General features: G+C 72.3%; 14 protein-coding genes. 9 read left to right on the forward strand and 5 right to left on the reverse strand.

The features are described 5' to 3' along the window. Positions 1-52 precede the first annotated feature (52 nt). A complete protein-coding gene (hrpB, locus tag ACSHXC_RS29145) occupies positions 53-2,545 on the reverse strand; it encodes an ATP-dependent helicase HrpB (protein WP_438294424.1) in 2,493 nt (830 codons plus the stop codon). A gap of 124 nt (positions 2,546-2,669) precedes the next feature. Then, positions 2,670-3,509 (reverse strand): class I SAM-dependent methyltransferase, encoded by an 840-nt coding sequence (locus tag ACSHXC_RS29150; protein ID WP_438294425.1) that lies wholly within the window; start codon positions 3,507-3,509, stop codon positions 2,670-2,672. A gap of 373 nt (positions 3,510-3,882) precedes the next feature. Here ACSHXC_RS29150 and rpsA point away from each other — a divergent pair, with 373 nt between their 5' ends. The 5 genes from rpsA to ACSHXC_RS29175 all read left to right on the forward strand — a co-directional run bounded on the left by rpsA (position 3,883) and on the right by ACSHXC_RS29175 (position 8,277). Then, the gene (gene rpsA / locus ACSHXC_RS29155; protein WP_053729297.1) at positions 3,883-5,382 is read left to right on the forward strand and encodes a 30S ribosomal protein S1; all 1,500 of its coding nucleotides are present in this window, start codon (positions 3,883-3,885) and stop codon (positions 5,380-5,382) included. Between the two features lie 268 nt (positions 5,383-5,650). Beyond that, entirely contained in the window at positions 5,651-6,589 is a 939-nt protein-coding gene (locus tag ACSHXC_RS29160) for a PAC2 family protein (RefSeq protein WP_053729298.1), read from the forward strand. 23 nt (positions 6,590-6,612) lie between these two features. Then, positions 6,613-7,212: a dephospho-CoA kinase gene (coaE, locus tag ACSHXC_RS29165; protein WP_438294426.1), complete on the forward strand. Its 600-nt coding sequence runs from the start codon at positions 6,613-6,615 to the stop codon at positions 7,210-7,212. A 208-nt stretch (positions 7,213-7,420) separates the two neighbouring features. After that, the gene (locus tag ACSHXC_RS29170; RefSeq protein WP_399485244.1) at positions 7,421-7,807 is read left to right on the forward strand and encodes a DUF3592 domain-containing protein; all 387 of its coding nucleotides are present in this window, start codon (positions 7,421-7,423) and stop codon (positions 7,805-7,807) included. A gap of 98 nt (positions 7,808-7,905) precedes the next feature. Then, positions 7,906-8,277 (forward strand): tetratricopeptide repeat protein, encoded by a 372-nt coding sequence (locus ACSHXC_RS29175; protein ID WP_344373277.1) that lies wholly within the window; start codon positions 7,906-7,908, stop codon positions 8,275-8,277. Positions 8,278-8,298: 21 nt separating this feature from the next. On the opposite strand, the gene ACSHXC_RS29180 is transcribed toward ACSHXC_RS29175, so the two are convergent. Further along, the gene (locus ACSHXC_RS29180; RefSeq protein ID WP_438294427.1) at positions 8,299-8,568 is read right to left on the reverse strand and encodes a DUF6343 family protein; all 270 of its coding nucleotides are present in this window, start codon (positions 8,566-8,568) and stop codon (positions 8,299-8,301) included. Positions 8,569-8,733: 165 nt separating this feature from the next. On the opposite strand from ACSHXC_RS29180, the gene ACSHXC_RS29185 reads away from it, so the two are divergent. After that, entirely contained in the window at positions 8,734-9,630 is an 897-nt protein-coding gene (locus ACSHXC_RS29185; RefSeq protein ID WP_438294428.1) for an acyltransferase domain-containing protein, read from the forward strand. Positions 9,631-9,668: 38 nt separating this feature from the next. Here the strand turns inward: ACSHXC_RS29185 and ACSHXC_RS29190 are convergent, their stop codons facing one another. Next, positions 9,669-10,040: a hypothetical protein gene (locus tag ACSHXC_RS29190; RefSeq protein WP_438294429.1), complete on the reverse strand. Its 372-nt coding sequence runs from the start codon at positions 10,038-10,040 to the stop codon at positions 9,669-9,671. A 315-nt stretch (positions 10,041-10,355) separates the two neighbouring features. On the opposite strand from ACSHXC_RS29190, the gene ACSHXC_RS29195 reads away from it, so the two are divergent. From ACSHXC_RS29195 to ACSHXC_RS29205, 3 genes are all read left to right on the forward strand, one after another. Beyond that, positions 10,356-11,810, forward strand: coding sequence for a carboxylesterase/lipase family protein (locus ACSHXC_RS29195; RefSeq protein WP_438294430.1), 1,455 nt, complete (start codon positions 10,356-10,358; stop codon positions 11,808-11,810). A gap of 156 nt (positions 11,811-11,966) precedes the next feature. Then, the gene (locus tag ACSHXC_RS29200; RefSeq protein WP_438296883.1) at positions 11,967-14,906 is read left to right on the forward strand and encodes a DEAD/DEAH box helicase; all 2,940 of its coding nucleotides are present in this window, start codon (positions 11,967-11,969) and stop codon (positions 14,904-14,906) included. Next, positions 14,903-16,147, forward strand: coding sequence for an SWIM zinc finger family protein (locus ACSHXC_RS29205; RefSeq protein ID WP_438294431.1), 1,245 nt, complete (start codon positions 14,903-14,905; stop codon positions 16,145-16,147). Before ACSHXC_RS29200 ends, ACSHXC_RS29205 begins: the two co-directional genes overlap by 4 nt. Before the next feature lie 99 nt (positions 16,148-16,246). On the opposite strand, the gene ACSHXC_RS29210 is transcribed toward ACSHXC_RS29205, so the two are convergent. Continuing rightward, a complete protein-coding gene (locus tag ACSHXC_RS29210) occupies positions 16,247-18,385 on the reverse strand; it encodes a TerD family protein (RefSeq protein WP_438296884.1) in 2,139 nt (712 codons plus the stop codon). Positions 18,386-18,547 lie beyond the last annotated feature (162 nt).

An 18,547-nucleotide genomic window follows, 5' to 3' on the forward strand; every position in this document is an offset into this window, starting at 1 on the left:
GGGCCCGTGTCCGGCTCATCCGGACCGGACGCGGGCCCCTGCAGGCAGGCTCCTACTGTTTGAGCCGCGCCTTTGTGAACCGCGTCGCCTCCGCGCCCGTCGGATCCTTAGGCCACGGGTGCTTGGGGTAGCGGCCGCGCAGTTCGGCCCGCACTGCCCGGTACCCGTCGCGCCAGAAGTTCGCGAGGTCCGCGGTGACGGCGGCGGGCCGTCCCGCAGGGGAGAGCAGATGCACCAGGACGGGCACACCGGCCACCTCGGGCGTGCCGTCCAGGCCGAACATCTCCTGCAACTTGACGGCGAGGACGGGCTGTTCACCCCCGTACTCCACCCGTATCCGTGAGCCGCTCGGGACCTGGATGCGTTCGGGGGCCAGCTCGTCGAGACGGGCCGCCTCGCCGGTCGCCCACGGCAGCAGCCGGTTCAGAGCCGCCCCCGCCTCGATCCGCCCGAGGTCCGCCCGGCGCCGGGCCCGCGAGAGCTCGGGCTCCAGCCAGGCGTCGGGCCGGGCGAGCAGCGCCGCGTCGGACACGTCCGGCCAGGGCTCTCCCAGCACCCGGTGCAAGAACGCGAGCCGCTCGCGCAGGCCCTGCGCGTCACGGGTCCAGCGCAGGAGCCCGAGCCCGTCGCGCGCCAGTCCGTCGAGCAGCGCGTCGCGCACGAGCGCCGGATCCGCTCTCTTCAGCGGGCGTACGGACAGCTCGACCGAGCCGAGCCGGGACACCCGGCGGGCCACGACATCACCGTCCTCCCAATGCACCTCCTCGCCTTCCGTCAGCAGATGCCCCGCGGCGAGCCGGGCGGTGGCCTCGTCGATGACGGCGGCCAGGCGGACCCGGGCGGACGCCGCCTGTACGGGGCGGTCGGCGACGGCCACCGCCAGCCAGCCCGCCGTGGCAAGCCCGGATCCCTGGGTCACCTCGGCACCGGTTCCGGACGCCATGAGGAACGAGCCTTGGCCGCGGGCCCGCGCCACCCGCTCCGGGAACGCCAGGGCCGCGACGAGCCCGGCGGCGGCCTCGGCGGTGCCCTGCTCGGGACGGCTCCCGGCGAACGGGGCCAGGCGCCGCACCTCCTGGAGCCAGCGCCCCGCGTACCCGTCCCCGCCCCGGCGTGCCGTGCGCCAGGCCGCGGCCAGGTCGTCGCCGTACTCCCGCGGAGGTTCCTCGCTCAGCAGGGCGACCACTTCGGCGGCCCGCCGCCCGCCGACCTCGGAAGCGCCGTCGAGGAGGGCCCGGGCGAGCCGGGGATGCAGCCCGAGCCGGGCCATCCGGGCTCCGCGGTCGGTGGCGCGGCCCTGGTCGTCGACAGCGCCGATCGCGGTCAGTACGGCACGGGCCGCGGCCATCGCACCCGCCGGCGGCGCGTCGAGCAGGGCGAGGCCCTCGGCCGACGGGTCGCCCCAGCAGGCTGACTGCAGGGCGAAGGCGGCCAGGTCGGCGACTTTGATCTCGGGGGCAGGGAAGCGCGGCAGGCGGATGTTCTCCGCCTCGGTCCAGCAGCGGTAGACCGCACCGGGGGCCTCGCGCCCGGCCCGGCCCGCGCGCTGGCGGGCCGCCGCCTGCGAGGCCCGTACCGTCGTCAGCGCGCCGAGACCTCTGGCGTGGTCCACCCTGGGCTCGCGGGCCAGGCCGCAGTCGACGACCACGCGCACCCCGGGCACGGTCAGCGAGGACTCGGCGACCGAGGTGGCCAGGACCACCCGCCGGCCGTCGGATCCGGCGAGCACCGCGTCCTGTACGGAGGCGGGGGCCCGTCCGTGCACCTGGAGCACCTCGATCCCGCCGAGATCGCCCAACTGCCGTGCCACACGGGCGATTTCACCCATGCCGGGCAGGAAGCAGAGCACATCGCCGTCCCGCTCGGCCAGCGCCCTTCGCACCGTGGCGGCCACGTGCGAGAGCAGTGCCGGGTCCACCCGCATGCCGTGCGGCGGGCGGACCGGCTGCGCGGGCGGCGCCCACACCACCTCCACCGGGTGCGCGACCCCGGCCGCCTCGACGACCGGCGCGTCCCCGAGCAGCCGGGCCCAGCCTTCCGCGTCGGTCGTCGCGGAAGCCGCCACCAGGCGCAGCTCGGGCCGCAGCGCGGCCCGTACATCGAGGAGGAAGGCGGCGACGGTGTCCGCGTCGAGATGGCGCTCGTGGCACTCGTCGAGGACGACGACGTCGACCCCGGTCAACTCCTGGTCGCGCTGCAGGCGTTGGAGGAGCACACCGGTGGTGACGACCTCGACGACGGTGTCCGGGCCGACCGACCGTTCGCCGCGCACGGTGAAGCCGACCTTCGCACCTGTCCGCTCGCCGAGCAGCCAGGCCATCCGGCGCGCGGCCGCCCGGGCCGCGATCCGGCGCGGCTCGGCCACTATGACCCGCCGCACCGGCCCGCCCCCGACCAGGCCCGCCAGGACCAGCGGCACCAGGGTGGTCTTGCCGGTGCCGGGCGGGGCACACAGCACGGCCGTGCCGTGCCCGTCGAGCGCGGCCAGCAGCTCGGGCACGGCCTCGCGGACCGGGAGGGCGTCGAGTGCGTCGGTTCGGATCATGCGCTCAGTGTCGTACGTCCCGCCGGACCGCGTGACGCTCTGTCCACAGGGGCGGTGGGCTTGTATGACTAACTCTGGGTAATGTGCGCCCCGGGTTTGGGCCTGCGCCGGACCCGGGTGCCTGTCAGTCCCGTACGCACACGAAAATCGCGGTGCCCGGGATCAGATTGCCCCGCAGCGGGGACCAGCCGCCCCACTCCTGGGTGTTCCAGGACGGCCACTCCGGCTCGACCAGGTCCGCCAGGCGGAAACCGCCCGCGACCACGTCCCGCACCCGGTCCCCCAGCGTCCGGTGGTGCTCCACATAGACCGCGTGACCGCTCTCGTCCTGCTCGACGTACGGCGTGCGGTCGAAATAGGAGGCGGCCACCGACAGGCCCTCGGGGCCCGGCTCGTCGGGGAACGCCCAGCGGATGGGGTGGGTGACCGAGAAGACCCAGTGGCCGCCGGGGCGCAGCACCCGGCGCACCTCGCGGAAGACCTTCACCGGGTCCGCCACGAAGGGGACCGCGCCGTAGGCCGAGCACGCCAGGTCGAAGGAGCCGTCCGCGAAGGGCAGGGCGCCGGCGTCCGCCTCGACGAGCGGGAAGGCGCCCCCGTCGATGCGCAGCGCGTGCTGGAGCTGGCGGTGCGAGAGGTCCAGGGCCACCGGGCGGGCGCCCTGGGTGGCCAGCCAGCGCGAGCACTGGGCCGCGCCGGCGCCGATCTCCAGGACGTCGAGACCCTTGAGGGACTCCGCGGGGCCGAGCAACCGGGCGTCGGCCTCGTCCAGGCCCTCGGGGCCCCACACGAAGCGGTCGTCCCCGAGGAACGCTCCGTGGTCGGTCTGGTACTCGTCGGCGTTCCGGTCCCACCAGCCACGGCTGGCGCGGCTGCTCTCCGTGTCCCCGGCGGTACGCCTGGTCGCCTCGGGCTCGGAATCGGACCCGTTCTCGGACTCGTACGCTTGGATCTCTTGGCTCATCGTGTCCGTCGTTGTAGTTTGCGCGGGACGCGACCTCGTGTTCCGAAGGTTCTCGAAAGAGGTCTGCGGGGCCCATCGTGGCCTCGGGGAACCTTAGTTGTGCCGGGAATGCGGGGATCCGCCCCGGGTGTGCGCCTTCGCGCATTGACCGTGTCCGGCTGCCCCCGTATGCTACAAGTTGCGCTGCGAGCCTGCGCACCTCAGACGTAGCAGGCGCGCTTCCATCTGTTGTATGTCCCCTCGGTTCTCGAGGCGCCATCCGGACCGACCCGGATCGGCGCTTCCCAGGCTGTCCGGCTTCTGCAGAGGCGATACGGGCTCTCGGCGTGGCAGTACCTACGACTTTCTGTCCGTAACCGGAGCCCTTTCCCACATGACGAGCAGCACCGAGACCACCTCTACCACTCCGCAGGTAGCGGTCAACGACATCGGTAACGAGGAAGCCTTCCTCGCCGCGATCGACGAGACGATCAAGTACTTCAACGACGGCGACATCGTCGACGGCGTCATCGTGAAGGTCGACCGGGACGAGGTCCTGCTCGACATCGGTTACAAGACCGAAGGCGTGATCCCGAGCCGTGAGCTCTCGATCAAGCACGACGTCGACCCGAACGAGGTCGTCAAGGTCGGCGACGAGATCGAGGCCCTGGTTCTCCAGAAGGAGGACAAGGAAGGCCGTCTGATCCTGTCCAAGAAGCGCGCTCAGTACGAGCGTGCCTGGGGCACGATCGAGAAGATCAAGGAAGAAGACGGCATCGTCACCGGTACCGTCATCGAGGTCGTCAAGGGTGGTCTCATCCTCGACATCGGCCTCCGTGGCTTCCTGCCGGCCTCTCTCGTCGAGATGCGTCGTGTCCGCGACCTCCAGCCCTACGTGGGCAAGGAGCTCGAGGCGAAGATCATCGAGCTGGACAAGAACCGCAACAACGTGGTCCTGTCCCGCCGTGCCTGGCTCGAGCAGACCCAGTCCGAGGTTCGCCAGACGTTCCTCACCACCCTGCAGAAGGGTCAGGTCCGCTCCGGCGTCGTCTCCTCGATCGTCAACTTCGGTGCCTTCGTGGACCTGGGTGGCGTCGACGGTCTCGTCCACGTCTCCGAGCTGTCCTGGAAGCACATCGACCACCCGTCCGAGGTTGTCGAGGTCGGCCAGGAAGTCACCGTCGAGGTCCTCGACGTCGACATGGACCGCGAGCGTGTCTCCCTGTCGCTGAAGGCGACGCAGGAAGACCCGTGGCAGCAGTTCGCCCGTACGCACCAGATCGGGCAGGTCGTCCCCGGTAAGGTCACCAAGCTCGTTCCGTTCGGTGCGTTCGTGCGCGTCGACGAGGGCATCGAGGGCCTGGTCCACATCTCCGAGCTGGCCGAGCGCCACGTGGAGATCCCGGAGCAGGTCGTCCAGGTCAACGACGAGATCTTCGTCAAGGTCATCGACATCGACCTCGAGCGTCGCCGGATCTCGCTGTCCCTGAAGCAGGCCAACGAGTCCTTCGGTGCCGACCCGGCGTCGGTCGAGTTCGACCCGACCCTGTACGGCATGGCCGCGTCCTACGACGACCAGGGCAACTACATCTACCCCGAGGGCTTCGACCCCGAGACCAACGACTGGCTCGAGGGCTACGAGACCCAGCGCGAGGCTTGGGAGGGTCAGTACGCCGAGGCGCAGTCGCGCTTCGAGCAGCACCAGGCCCAGGTCATCAAGTCCCGCGAGGCCGACGAGGCTGCCGCTGCCGAGGGTGCTGCCGCCCCGGCCGGTGCCCCGGCGGGCGTCTCCGGCGGTTCGTACTCCTCGGAGTCGGACGACAACTCCGGCGCCCTGGCGTCGGACGAGGCGCTGGCTGCCCTGCGCGAGAAGCTGGCGGGCGGCCAGAGCTGACGCTCTGCCCCAGCTGGTAGATAGCTGAAAGTAGGGCCCGCTCCCCATGGGGAGCGGGCCCTACTTCATTCCCGGCCACCCCTCGGTTGTGAACTCGGCTCCTGCACCGTCGAGTTGACCGATGTCGCGGTCGCGGCCGGGTTCCGCCCGGCAGACTGGAGGCCCGCCCCCGCGCGGTTGGCAAGGCTTTCGGTGAAAGCGGCGGGGACGGGAATGCCCGCGTCCTGGCGGTCGTTCTTCCTGATGAACACGAGGAGGAGCGGTAATCGTGCTTGATCCGCAGGGTTTGTACGAATGGGAGCCGAAGGGCCTCGCCGTCGTCGACATGGCGCTCGCGCAGGAGTCGGCCGGCCTGGTCATGCTGTACCACTTCGACGGCTACATCGACGCGGGTGAGACCGGCGAGCAGATCGTCGAGAAGCTGCTCGACACACTGCCCCACCAGGTGGTGGCCCGCTTCGACCACGACCGGCTCGTGGACTACCGCGCCCGCCGCCCGCTGCTGACGTTCCGGCGCGACCGCTGGACGGACTTCGAGGTGCCCGCGCTGGAGGTCCGCCTGGTGCAGGACGCCACGGGCGCGCCCTTCCTGCTGATGTCGGGCCCCGAGCCGGACGTCGAGTGGGAGCGCTTCGCGCTCGCCGTGCGTCAGATCGTCGAGCGCCTCGGCGTGCGTCTCTCCGTCAACTTCCACGGCATCCCCATGGGCGTGCCGCACACCCGCCCCGTCGGCCTCACGCCGCACGGCAACCGCACGGACCTGATGCCCGGCCACCGTTCGCCGTTCGACGAGGCACAGGTGCCCGGCAGCGCCGAGTCGCTGATCGAGTACCGCCTGATGGAGTCCGGCCACGACGTCCTGGGTGTCGCCGCGCACGTCCCGCACTATGTGGCGCGGTCGGCCTACCCGGACGCGGCGCTGACCGCCCTGGAGGCCGTCACGGCGGCAACGGGCCTGGTCCTGCCGAGCGTTGCGCACGGCCTGCGTACCGAGGCGCAGCGCACCCAGACCGAGATCGAGCGGCAGATCGGCGAGGGCGACGAGGAGCTGGTCAGCCTGGTCCAGGGCCTTGAGCACCAGTACGACGCGGTGGCGGGTGCCGAATCCCGCGGCAACCTGGTCGCCGAACCGGCGGACCTCCCGTCGGCGGAGGAACTGGGCCGCGAGTTCGAACGCTTTCTCGCCGAGCGGGAAGGCGACGCATAGAGCGGGCGCCTAAGCTTCCGCTCATGCTGAAGGTGGGCCTGACCGGCGGTATCGGCGCCGGCAAGAGCGAAGTGTCACGGCTGCTCGTCTCCTACGGAGCCGTACTGATCGACGCGGACAGGATCGCGCGGGAAGTGGTCGAGCCCGGAACGCCGGGCCTGGCGGCGGTGGTCGAGGCGTTCGGCCCCGGCATCCTGTCCGCGGACGGCACCCTCGACCGCCCCCGGCTGGGCGGCATCGTCTTCTCCGATCCCGAGAAGCTCGCGACCCTGAACAAGATCGTCCACCCGCTGGTCGGTGCGCGCTCCGCCGAGCTGGAGTCGGCGGCGGGCCCCGACTCGGTCGTCATCCACGACGTACCCCTCCTGACGGAGAACGGCCTCGCCGCGCTGTACGACCTCGTGGTCGTCGTCGACGCGGCCCCCGAGACCCAGATCGACCGGCTGGTGCGCCTGCGCGGCATGACGCCCGAGGAGGCCCGCGCCCGCATGGCCGCCCAGGCCGACCGCGCCCAGCGCCTCGCCGTCGCCGACCTCGTCATCGACAACGACGGCCCCCTGGAGTCGCTGGAGCCGCAGGTGCGCAAGGTGTGGGAGGAACTGGTGGCGCGGGCCGCCGTCTGAAGGGCGGCAGGCCTGCCTGAGGGCGGCGGCAGTGCGTGGCCGTCAAGAGCGCCTCGGCGGCCGCGACCAGCGCCCCGGGCTCACTGGGGGCGCGAAAACCGGTGTCCTGGTGAACCGGCGCGTATCCGAACCGTACGGATTCCCTCATCATGCTGGGTTTCCACGGCTTGGCCCGCGGCATATGGCCCGGGCGGATTACGATCCGACTGTGCTCTTCGTACTGGCGGGTTTCACGGTGCTCGGCGGCCTGGTGGCGCTGCTCGCCGGGGCGTACGGGCTGCGGGAGACGCGGCGCGTCGAGCGGGCGGGCGCGTTCGCGTGGGCGCTGGTGAAGCCCGCGCCGCAGGGCTCGGCGCGGCCCCTTCTGCAGTTCGAGACGGCCGACGGCCATGTCCTCGAACTTCCTTCGCCGGTCCCGCCGAGCCGCCGCGAGCCGCTCCCGCCGGGCGCCAGTGTCCGGGTGTCCTACGATCCGGAGGACCCGCGCACGATCGTCCTGCTCGGCCGCGAACGCACCGCCCTGGACCGGGCGTTCATGGCGGCGGGCGCGGCGATCGTGCTGCTGGGGCTGACGCTGGCGGCGGCCTCGCTCTGAAGCGTGCGGCCCCCGGGGCGCGACCGTGTTCGGATGCGTACGGAATACCGGAGCTGGGCATGGCGTTGACAACGCGCAGCGAGGGAAAGGACAGGCACGTGGCCGAGAGCAACCCCGAGACGCACGTGATCGACTTCCGCGCGGCAGAGCACCTGCTGGCCGCCCGGGACCCGCGTGGCGCCGTCAAGCTCCTCGACTCGGTCATCGCCGCCCACCCCGAGAACACCGCGGCCCGCCTGCTGCGGGCCCGCGCCTTCTTCGCCGCGGCCCAACTGCGTTCCGCGGAGCTGGAGTTCCAGCTGGTCCTGGAGCGTGAGCCGGACAACGCCTTCGCCCACTTCGCCCTCGCCCGTACCTTTGAGCGCCAGGCCCGCCCCGACCAGGCCAAACGCCACTTCCGGCTGGCCGCGGCCCTGGACCCGAAGCCGGAGTACCTGGCGTCGGCGCGGTTCGAGGACGAGGCGGAGTAGCGCACGGGGTCACGCCGGGGCTCACGGCCAGCGGGTGCGCGGCGGCTCGTACGGCGGGATGTCGCGGCCCGGCTGATAGTGCGGGCCCTGCCGGATATGGCGGATGATCATGAACAGGTCGACGATGATCACCGCCGTCAGGGCCGCGCAGGCCGCCATCCAGCCCGGCCGCCCCTCCAGGGCGAACCCCACCGTGCCGCCGACGGCCCAGATCAGCCCCCAGATGCTCAGCCACAGCCGCATCCGCAGGGGGCTGCGGGCGGTGATCGGTTCGTTACCGGTGCGCAGCATGGTGATCGCCTCTATAAGGAGGTGTACCCGCTGGTGCGCAGGTGAAAGCCGCGGTGTGCGGCGGATCCGTACGGCACGTCACGGGGTGTGTCCGCAGGGACGCGGTGTGCGCCGCGTCCGCAAATGCCGCGGCGCAGGGGGAACGGGGTGGCTAGGGTGGCGCGCATGCTGCTCCTCGACGACCTCCCCGAGACGCTGCTCGACCTCGCCGTACCGCACGAGGACATCAACGAACTGACCTCGCTGGCCGCCCGGTTCGCCGCCGAGCCCGGGCTCGGCGAGCTCCTGGAGGAGTCGGCGCGGGTCCTGGTGCAGGACATCGGAACCGTCGGCGTCCATCCCGAACTGCCCGCCCTGCCCGAGGGATTGGGCGACCTGGAGCGCTGGTTCCCCGTGTACGTGGCGGTCGCCGCGCTGCCGCACATCCGGGCGTACCACCGGGAGCGGGGCATCCCCGAGGACATCGCCCGCCGTACGCTCGCCGACCTCGGGCGGCACATCGCGCTGCACCACAGGCGGCGCGGAAACGGTGGCCTCTCCGTGCCCGGCTGGCTGCGGCTGCACTTCCGGGGGGAGATCTACCAGCTGGGCCGGCTCCAGTTCCAGCGCTCACAGCTCGGGAACCGTACGGGCCGGGCCGTCCGGGAGGCGGGCATCGACGCGGCGCCGGGTGACCTGTGCCTTGACCTTCACATCCCGGACTTCCGGGGCCCGTTGACTCCCGACGCGTGCGCCGACTCCATCGCCCGGGCCAGGGAGTTCTTCGCGCGCCACTTCCCCGAGGAGCACTACCGGGTGGGCGCCTGCCACTCCTGGCTGCTCGACGAGCAGCTGCGCGACTACCTTCCCGAGAATTCCAACATTCTGCGCTTCCAAGGTTTGTTCCGTGTCGCCTACAAAGACGACGAGCCGTCCGACCGCGAACCCGTCGGCTTCGTCTTCGGCAACCCGGACCTGCCCGTGGCGGACCTTCCGCAGCACACCACCGTGCAGCGCGCCGTCACCCGGCACCTCCTGGGTGGCGGCCACTGGTACCTGGGCCACGGCTGGTTCGAGCTGTAGAGCCGGCTCGGTCACGACAGGGCCCGGTCAAGGCAGGCTCAGTGCACGAAGCTGAAGCTGCGCCAGGGCAGGGCCTTCGGGGCCGTGTTGTTGGCGAGCCTGCTGCCGATGTACGTCGTGTCCTTGCCGGTGCAGTCGGGCGTCCGGTACATGACCATGTCGACCAGCGTGTTGTTGTACAGCTCGGTCGTCCCGGACGGGGGGAGCTTGTGGCAGCCCCGCACCTTCGGGCTGGTCAGCATGACGGACGTCTCGGGGCCGATCGAGTAGGTGATCGTGCCGACCGACGTCCGCCCGAGGCTGGAGCAGGCCGTGGTGGCGAGGGTGAGCAGCACGGCTCCGGCGGCGAGCCGCGTCCGGCGACGGCGGTGCGACGTGCGGGCGGGGGACTGGGACGCGGGCACGGACATGAGCGGTCCTCGTCTGTACGGCATGGCTGCGGCGGTCAGTGCCGCCAGCCTCCCCCTTGCCCGCGCTTCCGGCATCCGGTGTGCGCCGTGGATAGCCCGCCCGGGCGACGGGACACCGACACCCCATACTTCGCCTGCACCTTGTGTGGGGCGCACACATCACTCCGGTGAGCGCGCGCTGCCTGGCGTCTACGCGGACGGTGGCAGGGTACGGGAGACAGCGGTGCCCGGAGCCGGGCATGCGGTCCCTGTCGAACGTCCCGAGGAATTCGGCTCGGCGCTGCTCGAAACCCTGTCGGAAGGCGCACGCATCTGATGGAACCCATCCGTACGACCCACCAGGGCGCGGTGCGAGGCCGGCTCGTCGCCGACGACGTGGCCGCCTTCCTCGGCATCCCGTTCGCCGCGCCCCCCTTCGGAGAGGCACGTTTTCGCGCACCGGGACCGGCCGCCCCCTGGGACGGCGTGCGCGAAGCGCTCACCTCTGGAGTGAGCGTCCCCCGGGCCCCCTACGCGCCGCCCTTCGACGTCCTCATCCCGGACGACGGCCCCCAGGGCGAGGACTGCCTCAACCTCAACATCTGGACCCCGCACCCGGCCTCCGGCGGCGGCCTGCCGGTGATGGTGTGGATCCACGGCGGAGCCTTCGCCAACGGCTCCGGATCCACGTCCGCGTACGACGGCAGTGCCTTCGCCCGCGACGGTGTGGTGTACGTCAGCATCAACTACCGGCTCGGCGCCGACGGCTTCCTGCGGCTGCCCGACCGGCCGGACAACCGCGGGCTCCTCGACCAGATCGCAGCTCTTGAGTGGGTCCGCGACAACATCGAGGCCTTCGGCGGCGACCCCGGCCAGGTGACCGTGTTCGGCGAGTCGGCGGGTGCCATGAGCATCGGGGCGCTGCTCTCGATGCCCCGGGCGCGCGGCCTGTTCCGGCGCGCGATCCTGCAGAGCGGCGCCGCCCATCACTTCCTGCGGCCCGCCTCGGCCGAACTGATCGCGGCCAGGCTCGCCCAGAAGCTCGGCATCGAAGCGACCGCCGAGGAGTTCGCCGCCGTCCCCCTCGACACGCTGCTGCCCGCGCAGGCCGAGCTGCGGGGCGAGATCGGGGCCCGCCCGGACCCGGCGCTGTGGGGCGAGGCGGCGCTCAACATGATGCCGTTCGAGCCCGTCCTCGACGAGCTGCCGCTGCCCGCCGCGGACTGCGGGGTGGAGCTCCTGGCCGGCAGCAACCGCGAGGAGTACCGCCTCTTCCTGGTGCCGACCGAGCGCCTCGACGCACTGCCGCACACCAAGCTGCGGACCGTGACGGCGGCCTACGGCCTCGACCCGGACAAGGCGCTGCCGGTGTACGCGGAGCGCCGCCCGGACGCCGTGCCGGGCGAGCTGTTCGACGCGGTCACCACCGACTGGTTCTACCGGATCCCGGCATTGCGCGTCGCCGAGGCGGTGCCCGGCAGTTACGTGTACGAGTTCGCCCGGCGCTCCCCGGCCCTCGGCGGCCGGCTCGGCGCCTGTCACGCCTCAGAGCTCGGCTACGTCTTCGACCGGCTCGACGACCCGGGCTACGCCCCCATCCTCGGCGAGAAGCCCCCGCAGTCCCTCGCGGACGCGATGCACGGCGCCTGGGTGGCCTTCGCGAAGACGGGCGACCCGGGCTGGGCGCCGTACGACCGCGAGACCCGGACGACCATGGTCTTCGACACCGCACCGAGCGTCGAGTCCGATCTTCGCGGCGAGGAACGTGCCTTGTGGGAGGGGGTGCGCTGAGGCCGTGGAGCCCATTGTCAGACCTCGCCCGTAAGGTCGTAGATCAGTCGCGGACCACGCGACGAACCATGAACTGTGCGGACGGAGGGAGGTGACCGGCAGATGACTCGGCCGACACCGATGCAGCGCACCGAGCGGGAGCCGGCGGCCTCGTGGATGCCCGCGTCCGCCTGGCGTGAGCGGCGCGAGCACACCTACCCGTCGGTGGAGCCCGGGCGGCCGCACGAGGCCGCGAGGGAGCCCGTGCCCTCCCCATGGCCCGCGGTGTCGGCGGCCGCCGTGTTCCTGCCCGCCGGGCTGCCGCGCGACGGGAAGGTCGCCTTCTGGGACCCGGACCAGGGGCCGGTGCCCCAGGGGCCGCCCGGGGCGGAGGTGACCGAGCTGACCGTGGTGCGCCGCCACGGCGGGGGAGCCCGCAGCCGCAAGGTCGCCGCTCTCCTCGTCCCGGTCGCCGAGGCGCTTCCGATGCTGGTCAGGGCCCGCCGTCACCCCGCCGCACACCCGGCGGCGGCCTGCTGGGGCGCCGCCGCGCTGCACGCCCTGCACCTCGTCGCGCGCGGCAGGCTGCTGCCCGGGCTCACCTCCACCCACCACGACGCCTGGCGGGCCGGGCCGCTGGACGCCGACGACATCGCCCAGCTGCGCGCCATCGCCGCCGCCATGCCGTACGAGGCGTACGCCGTCCCCGTCCCCGGCCGGGGCGCCCTGCGGCTGCCCGAGCCGGAGGCCCTGGTGCGGGCCTTCCTGGACGCGGTCGCGGACACCCTGCCGCGCACCCCGGCCGCCGCCCACGCGGCGGGCGCGCCCTTCGCCGCGGCCGCCGCCCAGCACCTGCCCGCCGCCCGCGCCTGGGCCGCGGAGGCGGCCGCCGGGATGGACGCGGGCGTACGGGTGTCGCTGCGCCTGGACCTGTCGGGGTACGAGCTGTTCGACACGGCGTCCGAAGAGGAGGGCGAGGCCCGGCGCGCGGGCTCGGCGATCGTCCAGGTGCACAGCCTCGCCGACCCGACCCTGGTCGTCGACGCCGCCCGCCTCTGGTCGGACGACGAGGGCGACAGCGGGGAGACGGCTTCAACGGGCAGCGCGCGAAGCGGAGTTGACGCCTTCGGGCCGCGCGCCCGGATCGACGCGCTGCTCGCCCTGCGCCGCGCCGCCCGCGTCTGGCCGCCGCTCGGGCTGCTCCTGGAGCGCAGTGTTCCGGACGTCCTGCCGCTCACCGAGACCGAGCTGTACGAGCTGCTCGGCGAGGCCTCGGCGCGCCTTGCCGCGGCGGGTGTCGCCGTCCACTGGCCGCGCGAACTGGCCCGTACGCTCAGCGCCACCGCCGTGGTGCGCCCGGCGCCCGGCTCGGCCACCGACGGCACGTCCTTCTTCGACGCCGAGGAACTCCTCGCCTTCAACTGGCAGTTGGCGCTCGGCGGCGAACCGCTCAGCAACGCCGAGATGGATGTCCTCGCCGAGTCCCACCGCCCGATCGTGCGGCTGCGCGACCAGTGGGTGGTGGCCGACCCCGAGCTCGTCCGCAAGGCCAGAAAGCGTGACCTGGGCCTGCTCGATCCCGTGGACGCGCTGTCCGTGGCGCTCACCGGCACCGCCGAGGTCGACGGCGAGACGGTCGAGGCCGTCCCGGCCGGCGCGCTCGCCGTGCTCCGCGACCGGCTCCTGGAGGGGCCGGCCACGGCAGAACAGCCACCGGGCCTGGACGCCACCCTGCGCGACTACCAGCTACGGGGCCTGGCCTGGCTGGAGCTGATGACGTCGATGGGCCTCGGCGGCTGCCTCGCCGACGACATGGGCCTCGGCAAGACCATCACCGTCACCGCCCTGCATCTGCGCCGGGCCCGCACCGAGCCCACGCTGGTCGTCTGCCCGGCCTCGCTGCTCGGCAACTGGCAGCGCGAGATCGCCCGGTTCGCCCCCGGCGTCCCGGTGCGCCGCTTCCACGGCAGCAGCCGCAGCCTTCAGGGCAGCGAGGGAGGCTTCGTCCTCACCACGTACGGCACCATGCGCGGCAGCGCGCCCCAACTGGCCGCCCACGCCTGGAACATGGTGGTCGCCGACGAGGCGCAGCACGTCAAGAACCCGTTCTCGGCGACCGCCAAGGCGCTGCGCACCATCCCGGCCCCGGCCAGGATCGCGCTGACCGGCACCCCCGTCGAGAACAACCTGTCCGAGCTGTGGGCGCTGCTCGACTGGACGACGCCGGGGCTGCTCGGCCCCCTCAAGGCGTTCCGGTCCCGGCACGCCCGGCTGGTGGAGAACGGCGAGGACGAGGACGCGGCGGCCCGCCTCTCCCGCTTGGTCCGCCCCTTCCTCCTGCGGAGGAAGAAGTCCGACCCGGGCATCGTGCCCGAACTGCCTCCGAAGACGGAGACCGACCATCCCGTCCCGCTGACCCGCGAACAGGCCGCCCTCTACGAGGCGGTGGTCCGCGAGGTGATGGCGGCCGTCGAGGCATCCGAGGGCATCGCCCGGCGCGCCCAGATCATGAAGCTGCTCACCGCCCTGAAGCAGATCTGCAACCACCCCGCCCAGTACCTCAAGGAGGAGGCCCCGCGCCTGACGTCCCGCTCGGGGAAGCTGGCGCTCCTCGACGAGCTGGTGGACACCATCCTGAGCGAGGACGGCTCGGTCCTCGTCTTCACCCAGTACGTCGCGATGGCCCGCCTGCTCTCCAGCCACCTCACCGCCCGCGGCGTTCCCTCCCAACTGCTCCACGGGGGAACGCCGGTGGCCGAGCGGGATCGGCTGGTCGACGCCTTCCAGAGCGGCGAGGTCCCCGTGTTCATCCTCTCCCTGAAGGCGGCGGGCACCGGCCTCAACCTCACCCGCGCCGGCCATGTCATCCACTACGACCGCTGGTGGAACCCGGCGGTGGAGGAGCAGGCCACCGACCGCGCCTACCGCATCGGCCAGACCCAGCCCGTCCAGGTCCACCGCCTGATCGCGGAGGGCACCGTGGAGGACCGCATCGCCGACATGCTGGAACAGAAACGCCGGCTGGCCGACGCCGTCCTCGGCTCCGGCGAGAGCGCCCTGACCGAACTCACCGACCGCGAACTGGCCGACCTGATCTCCCTGCGGAGGGCCCCATGACCCCCCGCCCGTCCATCGGCACCCCGCGCCACGACGACCGCCGTCGCACCTACCCCGCGCTCGGCGCCCGCTCGGAGCGGACCGGCACCTGGTGGGGCGACGCCTGGGTGGAAGCCCTGGAGGAACTCGCCCTGGACTCCGCCCGGCTGGCACGGGGCCACGCCTACGCCCAGGCCGGAAACGTCGACGCGATCACCGTCACGCCGGGCCGCATCACCGCCTACGTACACGGCTCCCGCCCCCGCCCCTACCGTACGGAGCTGCGGCTGCGGACCCTGTCCGACCAGGTGTGGGAGGACTTCCTCGACACCGCGGCCCAGGAGCCCGCCCACATCGCCGCGCTGCTCGACAAGGACCTGCCGCACGCGCTGGCCGACGAGGCGGCGCTGCTGCCCGCGCCGGGCGACCTGGTCCCCGACTGCTCCTGCCCCGACGACGGCTACCCCTGCAAGCACGCGGCGGCGCTCTGCTACCAGGCCGCCCGCCTCCTGGACGAGGACCCGTTCGTGCTGCTGCTGATGCGCGGGCGCGGCGAGCAGGAGGTGCTCGCGGCGCTCACCCGGCGCAACGCCACCCGCATGGCCGTGGAGCGGACGGCCCCGCTTCCCCAACTCCCCACCGTCCAGGCCCGCGTGGCGGTCCAGCCGCGCACGCTTCCGCCCCTGCCGCCGCCGTTCCCCACGCCGCCACGGCCGGGCCACCCGCCCGCCTTCCCCGAGGTGCACGGAGGGCCCGACCCGCTGGCCCTCGACCTCCTCGCCACCGAGGCGGCCATCCGCGCCCACACGCTCCTGGTCACCGGAGAGGACCCGATCGCCCCCCTCACCACCTGGCAGGACGCGGTCCGCCTCGCCGCCGCGCACCCCGGCTCCGGCCTCACCTCGGCGACCCGCGCCCTCTACATCTCCCTGACCCGGGCCACCGACCGCACCCCCACCGACCTGGCGCGCGCGGTGGCCGCCTGGCGGCAGGGCGGCATCGAGGCGCTCGCCGTCCTCGAATCCCCCTGGGACCCGCCGGCGGGTCCCTTCGACCGGGCCCGCCCGGCGCTGAGCGCCGCCGGATTCCCGGACTTCCGCCCCAGCCGCAACCGCCTCTCCACCCCTGCCACCCAGCTCCGCTACGGCCGCGACGGGCTCTGGTACGGATACGAATCGGACCCGGGAAGGGAGGACTGGTGGCCGCGAGGCACGCCGGACGCAGATCCGGTGGGAGCGCTCACGGCCAGGCTCGGCGGCTGACACGAGGAGGGGGCGGCCGGAGAGCCGGCGGACGACCCCGGCAACCAGGATGGCGGGCCCGGGCCAGTCAGCCGACGGACCGAGGTCAACCGGGCGGCATCAGACTGACGCCTCGGCCGCCTTGGCGCGCTGTGCCGGGCGCGGCCGCTCCAACTGCGAGACCACGCCGGCGTAGAACAGGTCGACGGCCGCGTCGACACCGCGGATGAACCCGGTCTCGGCGTTGCCGCGCGTACTGCCCACGCTCTTGGAGAGCGTCAGCCGGAACCCGGTGATCCGCTCGGACCCCCTCGGCAGCAGGTCCCCGGGCTCGGGGCGCAACCTCTCCAAGGTGCCACGCGGGCCGACCGTCTCCCCGTCCAGGAGGGTCTGCACATGAAGGTCGGCCGGGGCCTCGCCGAGCTGCTTCATCAGCTTCTTCACCCAGGTGAGCGGATAGCCCTGTTCGGGCGCGGGGACTTCGATGGAGGTCCTGAGCCGCCCCATCCGCAGATCGGCGACGATCGCGAGAACGCCGGGCGCCCCCTCGACCCGGATCTCCGCGCGCAACTGCCCGTCCACACACAGCCGGTCCGCCAGTTCCGCCCGCCGCGACTGCGGGTCGGTGCCGCGCCTGGCCCGCTGCACCGGCACCACCTTCGTGCCGAGCTCACCCCCGAGCCGCAGACAGACCTGGCGGATCAGCCGCTCCCAGCTCTCGACGACCTGCACGGTGCGCGGATCGCCGGGCGACAGGGTCTCCTCATCGATCCCGTTGCGCACCGGGACCCACGCCGGGCCCATGTTCTGGAAGCCGTGGCAGCCGGAGTTCTCGTGCTGGAGATAGTGCAGAAGCTCCTGGAGGAGCCAGGCGTGCGCCTCATTGCGTACGCCCTCGTGCCGGATGAGGAGCTGCGCCTGGTGCGTGACTTCGGCCCAGGACAGATGCCACAGGGCGACCTTGTGCTTGCGCCGCCCGTCGGTCTTCACCTCGACCGGGGAACTTCCTTCGAGGGCAACGTCGTTGGACAGGGTGATGACCGCTTCATAGCCCCGGCGGGCGGCGATGTCCATGTAGTCCTGGATCTGCTCGCTCCTCAGAGCGTTGCCATTGGTCTTGGTCTCGACGAGCGCCGTCCACAGCTTCCCCGCGCGCTCCACCCGGATGACGCCGTCGGGCCGCTTGGGGGTGTCGCCGTTGGGGAGCGAGACCTCGGTGAACGCCTCCATTCGCCCGGCGGGCGCGCCGAAGGCGGCGGTCAGCCGACGGCCGAACTCGGGGACCTGCGTCATCACGGCCAGGACCACGGACGTCGCCCGCATCTCGCGCTCCCGGTCGCTCTTCAGCGAGGACGCGGGGAACAGCCGGGCGGTGCGCCACGCCTCGTTCTCCGCGAGCGAGGACTTCGGCGCCTTCGGCAGCGTGACCTTCTTCTTGGCCGTACGGAGCCGACGCGCGGGAGCGGCAGCGGGAGCATCGGCCGCGACCGAGTGGGTGCCGCGCTGAACGGGCACCTCGGCAGGGGCGGAGGTGAGCGCCGCAACGGCAGTCTGGGGAAAGGTAGTTGGAGCCGCCGCCTCGATGGCGGGACTCTCGCTGTTCTCGGCAGCGGCGTCAGCGGAGTCAGGGGTGTTGGCGGATTCGGTAGTACCAGAGGGGCCGGAGAGTTCAGCGGATTCGTCGACGGCGGCGCCGGATTCGCCGCCCTGCTCGCTGTCATCGTCCTCGTCGATCTCGATGCCGTAGTCGGTGGCGAGTCCGGCCAGACCGGAGTCGTACCCCTGCCCGATGGCCCGGAACTTCCATGCCTGCGCGCGCCGGTAGATCTCGCCGAAGGCGAACGCGCTTTCCGTGCCGGCGTCCGCTATGGAGAATCCGAGCAGCCCGTCGCCGGAGCCGTCCGTCAGGGTGAGCCGGATGTTCTCCAGCTCGCCGAAATGCGCCCGTTGATGCCGACTGGCCGCGATGATGATCCGGTCGACGTCACCGGGAAACGCCGTCAGATCGAGCCGAATTCTGTCCTCGCTGCCGTTCTCGGTCGGAGCCGGGCCGAGGAGTTGCACCGTGCCGTCGGCGGCGGCCGGGTTGTTGTAGAAGTAGAAATCCGCGTTGCCCCGCACCTTGCCGTTCGCGCCGAGCAGCAGCACGGAGACATCGGCGTCGCCTTCGCCGCTCGGGCTGCTCCAGCTCAGGCTGACGATGACAGAGCCGGCGTTCTCGCTGAGCGCCGCCAGGCCCACGTTGGCACCCTTGACCATTTCGTGCATACGAGACCCCCCACGGGATGGAGGGCTGCACGGGCAGGGCCGAACTGCCCTCTGTTCACGGAAAGTTCAGGCTCTCCCCAAGAGCGTGAAATTCAGCCTACTCGGAATTGCGCCTGTCACCTGGGGAAAAGAGGGAAGTGGGGAAAGGTGTAG

The organism is Streptomyces sp. HUAS TT7 (assembly GCF_051550175.1).
Taxonomy (GTDB): Bacteria; Actinomycetota; Actinomycetes; order Streptomycetales; family Streptomycetaceae; genus Streptomyces.